At 63.1% G+C, this 11632-nt stretch carries 7 protein-coding genes; 2 read left to right on the top strand and 5 right to left on the bottom strand.

The annotated features are described in order from the left end of the window. Positions 1–268: 268 nt before the first annotated feature. A complete protein-coding gene (locus ACP5E6_RS07745; protein ID WP_427953484.1) occupies positions 269–1075 on the bottom strand; it encodes a transglutaminase-like domain-containing protein in 807 nt (268 codons plus the stop codon). 389 nt (positions 1076–1464) lie between these two features. On the opposite strand from ACP5E6_RS07745, the gene ACP5E6_RS07740 reads away from it, so the two are divergent. Together ACP5E6_RS07740 and ACP5E6_RS07735 are read left to right on the top strand one after the other, a co-directional pair. After that, positions 1465–2328 carry a transglutaminase family protein gene (locus ACP5E6_RS07740; protein WP_427953482.1) on the top strand — a complete coding sequence of 288 codons (864 nt, stop codon included), beginning with the start codon at positions 1465–1467 and terminating at the stop codon, positions 2326–2328. 112 nt (positions 2329–2440) lie between these two features. Next, positions 2441–5728, top strand: coding sequence for a DUF2126 domain-containing protein (locus tag ACP5E6_RS07735; RefSeq protein ID WP_427953480.1), 3288 nt, complete (start codon positions 2441–2443; stop codon positions 5726–5728). On the opposite strand, the gene ACP5E6_RS07730 is transcribed toward ACP5E6_RS07735, so the two are convergent. The 4 genes from ACP5E6_RS07730 to ACP5E6_RS07715 are packed head-to-tail and all read right to left on the bottom strand — an operon-like array spanning position 5711 to position 11629. Further along, on the bottom strand, positions 5711–6319 hold the full coding sequence (locus ACP5E6_RS07730) for a nucleoside 2-deoxyribosyltransferase (RefSeq protein ID WP_427953486.1): 609 nt from the start codon (positions 6317–6319) through the stop codon (positions 5711–5713). The genes ACP5E6_RS07735 and ACP5E6_RS07730 overlap by 18 nt on opposite strands. A gap of 7 nt (positions 6320–6326) precedes the next feature. After that, positions 6327–8111 (bottom strand): acyl-CoA dehydrogenase C-terminal domain-containing protein, encoded by a 1785-nt coding sequence (locus ACP5E6_RS07725; protein WP_427953478.1) that lies wholly within the window; start codon positions 8109–8111, stop codon positions 6327–6329. A gap of 21 nt (positions 8112–8132) precedes the next feature. Continuing rightward, positions 8133–10493, bottom strand: coding sequence for a 3-hydroxyacyl-CoA dehydrogenase/enoyl-CoA hydratase family protein (locus tag ACP5E6_RS07720; RefSeq protein ID WP_427953476.1), 2361 nt, complete (start codon positions 10491–10493; stop codon positions 8133–8135). Next, complete coding sequence (locus tag ACP5E6_RS07715) at positions 10493–11629, bottom strand: thiolase family protein (RefSeq protein WP_427953474.1); 1137 nt, start codon at positions 11627–11629, stop codon at positions 10493–10495. Before ACP5E6_RS07715 ends, ACP5E6_RS07720 begins: the two co-directional genes overlap by 1 nt. Positions 11630–11632: the final 3 nt, after the last annotated feature.

Here is an 11632-nt window from a genome sequence, read left to right as displayed (position 1 = left end):
TGCGTGCGTCGTTCGTGATACGGGCGGGATGGCAACCGGATCGGCGAGGTCAGGGTTGATCTGGATGGCTAGCCGCAGGGCCGGTTCCTTGAACGCGAGGGTTGCGTTGCCGATGCTCTATCCCAAGGACGGTCCCGCATCCCGCAAGCCATGTACCAGAGACGCGGCCGCGGCTGGACCCATGATCGGAAGGCTGCGCGCTGTTGGACTGTCCGCAAATCACCGGGCGGAGCAGAGAACGCACCGGAACGCTCTCTGCCGGTACGTCTTATTGTACCAAGTCGGTGATCACGGTGAAACCGGCGAGGATGCAGGTGCCGAACGTCGTCGTCATGGCGACGTCGGTTGCGTCCCGTCCGCGCGCCATGAGGATGCGGCCGATGCGCGGGTGGTTATGCCTCGCATCGCAGGTGTACCAGCGCCCGCCGAGATAGACATCGAACCAGGCGCTGAAATCCATCGGGTCGGGGGAGAGAGGGATACCGATGTCACCGAGATAGCCGGTACAGTAGCGGGCCGGGATATTCATGCAGCGGCAGAAGGTGACCGCGAGATGCGCGAAGTCACGGCAGACTCCGCGTTGTTCCATGAACGCATCCCATGCGGTTTTGGTCGGGCGGGCGGCGGTGTAGTCAAAGATGATCCGGTCATAGACGAAATCGCAGATCGCCTGCACAAGCGGCCAACCGCGCGGAACATGGCCGAACAGCGCGAGCGCCGTTTCGGATAAGCGATCCGTCTCGCAGTAGCGGCTGCCGAGCAGAAAGACCAATATATCAGCGGGCAGGTCCTCGACCGGGGTTTGCTGGGCACCATAGGGAATGACATCCGGCGTGCCGTAGTCGCGGATCAGGAAATCCGTGGTGATGCTGAAGCGGCCGGGGGGAGCAAGAACGCGGGTGCAACGATTACCGAAGCTGTCATTGTAGTCGGTCGTCGGGACCGGCGGATCGACGGTCAGGCGATGCTCGCTCAAAAGATCCATCTCGCGCGAGGGGTGGATATTCAGCATCAGAAGCATTGGGATCGGGGCGGGGCAGTCGAAGACGATTTCGTGGCCGGCGCGAATTTTCATAGGGAGGCACTCCAACAGTTCGGGTGTGCGAAAACGGGATGGCGCGATCGCGGTGAGTCGACACGCCAGATCCGGCTTCTGATCGGACGGTAGTGCAGCAACCGATACGCCGGCGGAATCGCCGGGCGCGACTCTGGCCCGGTGTCGTTAATGCTCCTCGCAAATGATCTGCGCACATAGTTGTGTCTCCTGCCAGGAGTTTTCCAGGCGATTCGAACAGTCGCCCCCTAAGTTTGCACGATCCGACCGACGGCTGCACAATTCCGCGCCAATCATTGCGTATCATAACAGCAAAATCGTCAGGGGTGGCGCTGATCCCGGCGCGTAATGCCTATCGGCATCGGTGGCGGGATGGTATCGATCGGTAATGAATCGCGTGGATGACCTGCATGATGAACTACCGCCTGAGCCATCGTACCACTTACACCTACCAGACTCCGGCGATCCGGGCGCGGCATTTCCTGCATCTGCTGCCGCGGGCGCGGCCGGGGCAGATTTTGTCGGCGGCGGCGCTGACGATCGAACCTGTCCCTTCCAACCGATGCGATGAGGTCGATTATTTTGGCAACCATGTCACCTCGATCGACATCGATGCGCCGCACACCGTATTCGAGGCCACGGTTACGGCCGATATCACCGTCGCGCCATTACCGATGATCCGGCATGCCGGGATCAATTGGGAGGCGATCGCCGGTGACCCGATGATGCCGCCCGATATCGCGGAGTTCCGCCTGCCGACCAGGCTGACCGGCACCGATGAGGCGGTGCTCGCCTTTGTGCGCGGTCATTTCACGCCGTATGCGGACATCATGCAGGCGACCGAGGCGCTGATGCACGATCTATATGCGAAGTTTAACTACCGCGCCGGCGTAACCACCACAGCAACAACCGGCCCCGCCGCGCTGGCAAAACTCGAGGGGGTCTGCCAGGATTACAGCCACGCGATGCTGGCCTGCCTGCGGGCGCTGGGACTGCCGGCGCGCTATGTTTCGGGGTATCTCCGCAGCCAGATCGCAGGCGACGTCAACGCTTATTCCGGTGCGGAACAGTCCCACGCCTGGGTCTCGGTATGGCTCGGGCCGATGCATGGCTGGGTCGATTTCGACCCGACCAATGATCTGATCGTGTCCGATGCGCACGTCACGCTGGCGTGGGGGCGGGAATTCGCCGATGTCAGCCCGACCTGCGGCATCATCCTCGGCGGCCGGCGTCATACGCTTAAAGTGAGCGTCGTGCTGGCTCCCGTGAATTGATAAAGCACCGGCCGACGGCGGAGCCGCGTGTTTTTCCGGTTGTCACGCCGGTCGCGATACGTCATGCGAGGACTCATCATCTGCCGATCTCGCGTTGCAGCAAAGGGCCCCTATGTCGATCCATGTCGCGCTGACCCATCATACCAGCTACCAATACGACCGACCGATCCGGCTGGGTCCGCAAACCATCCGGCTGCGACCGGCGCCCTACACCCGGACGCCGATCCTTGCCTACACGCTGGCAATCGAGCCGAAGCCGCATTTTCTGAACTGGTTACAGGACCCGCAGGGTAATTTCCTGGCACGCGTGGTGTTTCCCGATCCGGTGACGTCGTTTAGCGTTACCGTCGATCTGATCGCCGATATGGCGACGATCAATCCGTTCGACTTCTTTCTCGAGCCCGAGGCGGAATCCTGGCCTTTCACCTATGATCCGGTGTTGGAACAGGAGCTGGCCCCGTTTCGCCGCATCGAAACCCCCGGCCCGCTCCTCCTGTCATTGATCGAGCAGGGCCGCGTGATCGAGGCCAAGACGATCGATAAGCTGGTGGCGTTGAACATGCTGGTGCAGTCCCGCATTGCCTATGTCGTGCGGATGGAACCGGGCGTCTGGTCACCCGAGCAGACATTGGGTGAAGGGCGTGGCTCGTGCCGTGATTCCGCGTGGCTGCTGGTGCATCTTTTGCGGCATTTGGGATTCGCCGCCCGATTCTGCTCGGGTTACTTGATCCAGCTCGTCGCCGATGTGAAGCCGATCGAGGGACCGGCCGGGCCGACCGAGGATTTCACCGATCTGCACGCCTGGGCCGAAGTCTATCTGCCCGGTGCGGGCTGGATCGGCCTCGATGCGACATCCGGCCTGTTGACCGGCGAAGGCCATATTCCTCTGGCAGCGAGTCCTGACCCAATGTCGGCCGCGCCGATCTCCGGGCTGGTCGAGCCGAGCGCGGTCGAATTCGATTTCGCCATGACGGTGGAACGGATCGAGCAGACGCCGCGGGTCACCCAACCCTATAGCGAAGCGGTATGGCAGGACATTCTTGCAACCGGCACCCGCGTCGATGCGGCGCTGATCGTCGGTGATGTCCGGTTGACCATGGGCGGCGAACCGACCTTTGTCTCGGCGACCGACATCGATGCTCCGGAATGGAATATCGATGCGCTCGGCCCGACCAAGCGCCGCATGGCGGGGCGGTTGCTGCGCCGCTTGGCTTCGGCCTGGGCACCGGGGGCCGCTCTGCAATACACCCAGGGCAAACTTTACCCCGGCGAACAGCTGCCGCGCTGGGCGCTGCACGCTCATTGGCGCGCTGATGGCGAGGCGGTCTGGCAAAACGCCGATCTTCTCGCGAGCGACGATGATGCCGACGACGCGACCGCCGCCGACGCCGCAGCGTTCTGCACGGCTCTGGCGGAGACCCTGCACATCGACCCCGCGCTGGTGATGCCAGCCTACGAAGATACGCATTATTATCTGTGGCGGGAGTCTCGTCTGCCCGAAAATGTACGCGCGGAGGCAAGTAAAATCGCCGACCCGATCGAGCGGGCGCGTCTTGCGCGGCTGTTCGCTGGTGATCTGACCCAGGCATCGGGCAGCGTATTGCCGCTGCGGCGCGTCACCGTGGGTGAGCACCGGCAATGGCAATCGGCACGCTGGGTATTTCGCGGTGGCGATCTGGTGCTGGTCCCCGGCGACTCACCGATCGGGTTGCGCCTGCCATTGGATAGCCTGCCCTGGGAAGATCCCGCCGCCATCGAGATCGATGTGCCGGGCGACCCGTTCGCATCACACCCCCCCCTGCCGAGCGCCGCCGCCTTGCGCGAATTCGTCCCCGCCGATCGCGGAATCGCCGCGGCGCGATCCGGCAAAAAATTGCTGGGTGAGGCACCGGGACTGGTGCGCACGGCTCTCGCGGTCGAAGCGCGCGGCGGAATGCTGCATGTATTTCTGCCCCCGCTATATGCCATCGAGGATTTTCTCGCCCTGGTCGCCGCGATCGAGCAGGTCGCCACGGCCCAGCAGCGCAAGGTCTTTCTTGAAGGCTACCAACCGCCCGATGATCCCCGTCTGCTCAGCTTTTCGGTCACGCCTGATCCGGGCGTGATCGAGGTTAATCTGCCACCAGCGGCCACCTGGGCCGACCATGTCAGCCGCACGGTGCAATTGTATCAGATGGCGCGAGAGACCGGGCTGGCCGCCGAGAAATTCATGCTCGATGGCCGCCATGTCGGCACTGGGGGCGGCAATCATGTAGTGATGGGTGCCGCCGAAGCGGCCGATAGTCCGTTCCTGCGCCGGCCGGACCTGCTTAAATCGCTGCTCGGCTTCTGGCACAACCACCCAAGCCTGTCCTATCTGTTTTCCGGCTTGTTCATCGGTCCGTCCAGCCAGCATCCACGCATCGACGAGGCGCGCGAGGATCAGCTGCTGGAGCTTGAAACCGCGTTCCGCCAGATCAAGCCGGGTGTCGAAACCCCACCGTGGATCATTGACCGACTGCTGCGCAATATTCTGACCGACATGACCGGTAACGCCCACCGGACTGAATTCTGCATCGACAAGCTCTACGCGCCGGGCGCCGCATCGGGACGACGGGGTCTGGTCGAGTTCCGCGCCTTCGAAATGCCGCCGGATGCGCGGATGGCGGTGGCTCAGGCGCTGCTGATGCGCGCCTGCGTCGCGGCGTTCTGGCAGACCCCCTATGAACGCCGGCTGATCCGCTGGGGCACGCGGCTGAACGACGCGTTCATGCTGCCACACTACGTCGCCGAGGATTTTCGCGATGCGCTGGAAGAGTTGGCGGGGCGCGGTTTCGCGATCAACCCGGCCTGGTTCGCGCCGCATCATGAGTTCCGCTTCCCGAAATTCGGCTCGGTGATGGTGGGCGACATCGGCCTTGAACTTCGTCACGCGCTGGAACCCTGGCACGTGCTCGGCGAAGAACAGACGATCGGCGGCACCGCCCGCTATGTCGACAGTGCGGTGGAACGCGTGCAGGTCACTGCGACGAACTGGACCGGGGAGCGGTTTCTGCTGACGTGCAATGGCATTCCGGTGCCGCTGACCGCGACCAGTCAGCCGGGTGAATTTGTTGCCGGTGTCCGGTTCAAAGCGTGGTCACCGCCCTCGTCACTGCATCCGCTGATCCAGCCGCAGTCGCCGCTGGTGTTCGATGTGGTCGATCTGTGGAACCGCCGGTCCCTGGGCGGCATGACGCATCATACCGTTCATCCCGGCGGCCGCGGCTATGAGACGTTTCCAGTCAATGCGAACGAAGCAGAAGCGCGGCGGCGCTCACGTTTCTTTGCCTTCGGCCATACGCCCGGACCGATTGACGCAGCACCCGGCGCAACCGCGCCAACCAGCCTGCATACGCTCGATCTACGGCAGTTCGTATGATTTCAGGGGGCTGGGGATCATCCCTTCAGGCGAGAGCGATCGCCCAGCGCCCCGCTCACCTCCGGCGGCCAGAGCGACACAACGTTCGAACACCGAAAGCGAACCGAACGACTGGTTATCGGCGCCATCAGGCATCACCAACGGGCAGGAGCCGCCGAACATAACGGCGCCAACGACCATCAGATTGTCGGCCAACCCGAAGCTCTCATGCATCAGCCCGGCCGCAAGTTCGGGCGCCAGCAAGGATTGCGCCCGGCTCCGATCGGCAAACAGCGTACCACAATTGGTATAGCCGAACACCGGCTTGCCGCGGCCGAGAAACCAGCCGAGTTCGACCAGCGTGCCGGCATCGGCGGAGGCGCCGCGGAACGGGGTGAGGTTGGCGATGATGATGTCGCTCGCCTCCATCATCGCGATGTCCTTGTGAAAGATCGCGCGCCAGGCTTCATCCTCGCTCATCGCCGCTGTGCTGGCATCGTCGAGCGGAGCGAGCCCCGTGATCCCGTAGCGCGCGGCGATCGCGATTTTCCGTGCCGCGTGTTCCGCCGCATTCGGCAGGAACACGTCGGGGCCGGCGAGATAGGCCTTGATCGTGCGATCAGAAGGCAGAATCTTCGAACTCCATCATGGTGGCCGAACCGGACTGGATTGCGGCGAGCAGGGCGCCGGTCTGGGGCAGCAGGCGTTCCATGAAGAACTTCGCTGTCTGCACCTTGGCGCGATAGAATTGTGCATCCGCGCCTTCCGCCTTCGGTGCCGCGATCGCGACCATGCGCGCCCAGACGAAAGCCAGCGCGGTGAGGCCGAACAGGCGCAGGTAATCGACCGAGGCGGCGCCGATCTCGTCATGGTTCGACATCGCGTTTTCCATGATGAAGCCGGTCGCGATCTGCACATGTTCGAGCGCCTGCTGCAACGGCGGCAGGAACGGCGCCAGCGCCTCGTTGTCCTCATGCGCCTCGATGAATTCGAGCACCGGATCGAGGAAGCGGGTGAGCAGGCGCCCGCCGTCCTGCGGCAGTTTGCGGCCGACCAGGTCGAGCGCCTGGATGCCGTTGGTGCCTTCGTAGAGCATGGAGATGCGGGCATCGCGGACGTATTGTTCGATGCCGTGATCGCGGATGTAGCCATGCCCGCCGTAGGTCTGCACCGCGAGGGAGGCGATTTCGAAACCGAGATCGGTGAACATCGCCTTGACGATCGGGGTCATCAGCGAGGCGAAATCATCGGCGACCTGCCTCGCATCGTCATCGGTCGATTTGGCGAGGATTTCCAACTCGCGCGCCACCCAGCCGGCCAGCGCCCGGCAGCCTTCAATATAGGCGCGCATGGTCAGCAGCATGCGCCGCACATCCGGGTGCACCATGATCGGGTCGGCCGGCTTGTCCTCGGCCTTGGTGCCGGTCAACGAGCGGCCCTGAATCCGGTCCCGCGCATAGGCCACCGCGTTCTGATAGGCGGTTTCAGCCACGCCCAGGCCCTGGATGCCGACCGAGAGACGCTCGGTGTTCATCATGGTGAACATGGCGCGCAGGCCCTTGTTCGGCTCGCCGACCAGCCAGCCGGTGGCACCATCGAAGCTCATGGCGCAGGTGGCCGAGGCCTTGATGCCCATTTTATGCTCGATCGCGGTGCATTGCAGACCGTTGCGCGGTCCGAGCGAACCGTCCTCGCGGACCATGAATTTCGGCACCACGAACATCGAAATACCCTTCACGCCGGAAGGGGCGTCCGGCAGGCGGGCGAGGACGAGATGAATGATGTTCTCGGTCAGGTCGTGCTCGCCGGCGCTGATGAAGATCTTGTTGCCGGTGATGCTATAACTGCCATCATCGTTCGGCACCGCGCGGGTGCGCAGCATGCCGAGATCGGTGCCGCAATGCGGCTCGGTGAGGCACATGGTGCCGGACCATTTGCCGGAGACCAGATTGGGCAGGTAGGTCTGTTTCTGCTCCTCGCTGCCCGCGTGTTTGAGCGCGACATAGGCGCCATGGGTGAGTCCGGGATAGAGACCGAACGCCACGTTCGCCGAACACAGCATTTCCTCGACCATCATCGCGGCCGGGATCGGCAATCCCTGACCGCCGAACGCGGGATCGGCCCCCATCGCGGTCCAGCCACCATCGCAGAACGCCTTGTAGGCGTCCTTGAAGCCGGTGGGCGTGCGGACGACGCCATTTTCGTAGGTGCAACCTTCGAGGTCGCCCGACTGGTTGAGCGGGAACAACACGCCCTCGGAGAATTTCGCGGCTTCTTCCAGCACGCTGTCGATCAGGTCCGGCGTGAATTCCTCATTGCCGGGCAGAGCCGCGATGTCGTCGCTGTCGAACAGCTGATGCAGGACGAAGCGCATATCCTCAAGCGGGGCTTTGTAGATGGGCATGGGGTTCTCCGGTCGGTTGGATCAGTTTCGTAAGGGTTTGCCGGTTTCAAGCGTATGCTTGATCCGAGCCTGGGATTCCTTGGTGCGGAACAGGGCCATGAAGGCTTCGCGTTCCAACGCCATGACGTCGGTCTCGCTGACTTGATCGATGATGTCCGCATCACCCCCGGTCAGCACGCGCGCCAGATGAGTCGAAACCGTGACATCATGGGCGGTCGCCAAGCCCTTCTTGCGGAACTCCGCGACGGCCATGCCCAGCCCGACCCGACCGGATGAGCCGGGCAGTTGCAGCGTCACCGGCTGCGGCGGTTGGTAACCATCGACCATCGCAAGCGCGCGGGCCTTGGCATCGGCCAACACGCGCATCCGGTTCATCGTGATGCCGTCGTCGGGTTTCAGGAATTTCAGTTCCTTTGCCTCAGCCGCCGAAGTGGACACTTTCGCGGTCGAAACCATCTCGAACACTTTGGCTACCGCCGGCATCGGCCCTTTCGGGGCTTCCTTCGGGGTCTGCCAGCGTGCCAGCATCGAGGCACAACCGCCCCATCCCGGCACCAGCCCAACCCCGCATTCCACCAGCCCGATATAGGTCTCGGCATGGGCCTGAACCGCCGAACAATGCAGCAGAATCTCGCAGCCACCGCCGAGTGCGCGCCCTGCCGGCGCACCGACCACCGGGAAATTCGCGTAGCGCAACGCCTGGTAGGTCTTCTGACCGTCCTTGATCGTCCCTTCGATCTTGCTCCACATCCGCAAATTGGCGGCAAATTGCGCCAGACCCAGATTGGCCCCCACGGAGAAACTCTCGCGCCCCGGCGCCGCGCGCAGGTTTTCGCTATAGATCACCAGCGCCTGGTAGCTTTTGCCGACCAGGGCGATGGTCTTATCAAGCAGGGTGAGAGTGTCGCCATCCAGCGCGTTCATGATCGAGTGGAACTCGAAGCAGAGCACCCCGTCGCCGATGTCCCAGACCGAGGCTGATTTATTGGTCAGAACCGGTTTCGCGCCGCGCTTGACGTCCTCGAGCAGCATCACCCCGGCCGGCCTGGCGACGGCATGATACTGGCCGTCGCTGCCGAATTGCCGCAGGTTGGTCCCTTCGGTCTGGTAGAAGCTCCCGTTGCCGAGTGCGGCCAGAATTGGCGGAACCGCCAAATCCAGCGTTGCCAGCCTCTCCGCGACCCAGGCCGCACCGAGCCGGTCGATCAGTTCGAACGGCCCGTATTTCCAAGTATAGCCCAGCCGCATCGCCTCATCGACGCTGCTGATATCATCGGCGATTTCCGGAATCAGCGAAGCCGCATAGGCCAGCACACGCCCCAGCACGCCCCAGGCATAACGTCCGGCTGCTGTTTCGGCGCCGACCAGTTTTTTCAGATCATCCTTGGCGTCCTTAACCTCGGCGAGATCTGGCCTGACCGTTGGGCGCCATTCCAGCGTTCCCGCCGCCGCCGTCTTAAGAGATAAGGTTTCCTTGACCTTTTCCGCACCGCGCCCGCCGCTGCGATAAAATCCCCCCTTGCCCTTCTTGCCGGTATAGCCTTGGTCGATCATCACACCGATCATCGGGATATCGCGATTCATCGCATGAAACGCGTCACCCGCCGGCAGTAGCCGCGCGAGCGACGCGTTGACATGCGGGCCGAGATCGATGCCGACCAGATCCATCAGCCCGAACACGCCGGTCGAGGGAAACCCCATCGGTTTACCCATGATCGCATCGGCAGCCTCGATCTCAATCCCCATATCCATCGCCAGAACCAGCGCCGTCTGAATCCAGTAGGTGCCGATCCGGTTGGCGATGAAGCCGGGCGTATCACGGCACGCAATCACCGATTTACCGAGTATCACATCACAAAAAACCGTGATCTTCTCAACGGTTTGCGCACTCGTCTCCGGCCCGGTCACCAATTCCAGCAACCGCATGTAGCGCGGCGGATTGAAAAAATGCGTGATGACGAAATCCGGCCGCAGGCTTGCCGGCATCGCGCCCATCAACTCGCTCAGCGGGATCGTCGATGTGTTGGAAGACACGACCGAACCCGGTTTCCGCACCTCGGCCAGCCGCGCATACAGCGCCTGCTTGACATCGAGCCGCTCGATCACCGCCTCGACGATCCAGTCGCATTCGGCGAGTTTCCCGAAGTCATCCTCCGTGTTGCCCGGCGTGATCAGCCTTGCGACCCTAGCCGACATCAAGGGTGCTGGCTTGATTTTTTTGAAGCGCTCGATCGCCTCTTTGGCGATCGCATTGCGATCGTCGCTACCGGGCTTGACGATATCGAGCAGCAACACTCTCACGCCGGCATTGGCAACGTGCGCGGCAATCGCCGCGCCCATCACGCCGGCACCGATCACCGCGACCGAGCTGATTTCCGGCATCAAACCGCCTCCAGCACCGTGGCGATCCCCTGCCCGCCACCGATGCACTGGGTCGCCAGCGCATATCGTCCGCCCACGCGCTGCAACAACTGCGCCGCCTTGCCCGTGATCCGCGCGCCGGTTGCTCCTAGCGGATGACCAAGCGCCAGGGCGCCCCCATCGAGATTGACCCGCGCGACATCAAGATCGAGCTCTCGGATGCAGGCGAGCGATTGCGAGGCGAACGCTTCGTTCAACTCGATCACGTCGATGTCGCGCACGCTAAGCCCGGCCCGCGCCAGCGCCTTGCGCGACGCCGCCACCGGCCCGATGCCCATGATGTCCGGCGCGCAGCCGGCCACCGCGACCGACCTGATCCGCGCGGTCACGCTCAAACCGTGTTTCATCGCATATTCTTCCGAACAGACCAGAACCGCCGAAGCCCCGTCCGTCAGCGGCGACGATGTCCCGGCAGTCACAGTGCCATTGGCATCAAACGCCGGTTTCAGGCTGGCAAGGCCCGCACGCGTCGCGTCATGACGGATGCATTCGTCTTGCACCATATGAGCCTGGTTCAGCGTAATCGGCACGATTTCATCGGCCAGCCGACCCTCCTTCTGCGCGGTGGCCGCCTTCAGGTGGCTCGCGAGCGCGAATTCCTCCTGATCGTCGCGCGTGATCTGCCAGCGTTGCGCAACGTTTTCGGCCGTATCGCCCATGCCCATGTAAGCCGCAGGATTTTTTGCATAGAGAGCCGGCGAGGGCAGCGGATTATAACCGCCCATCGGCACGCGGGTCATGCTCTCGACACCGACCGCCAGAAACACCTCGCCCGCCCCCATCGCGATCGCGCCGGCCGCCATGTGGATTGCATACATCGATGAACCACAGAACCGGTTGACCGTCGCCCCGGCGACCGTGATCGGCAGATCGGCGAGCAATCCGATCAAGCGTGCGACATTGAGCCCCTGTTCGGCTTCGGGAAAGGCGCAGCCGACGATAATGTCCTCGATGTCCTCCGGATTGACCTTGGTCCGATCAAGCAGCGCCCGCACCACTTCGGCCGCGAGTTCATCAGGACGCACACGAGTCAACCCGCCCTTTCGAGCCGGTGCGAACGGGGAACGGGCGTAACCGGCAATGACGGCGTTGATCATGAA

It is taken from the genome of Acidiphilium sp. (genome assembly GCF_049977125.1).
Taxonomy (GTDB): Bacteria; Pseudomonadota; Alphaproteobacteria; order Acetobacterales; family Acetobacteraceae; genus Acidiphilium.
This window is presented reverse-complemented; position numbering and strand designations above follow the sequence as displayed.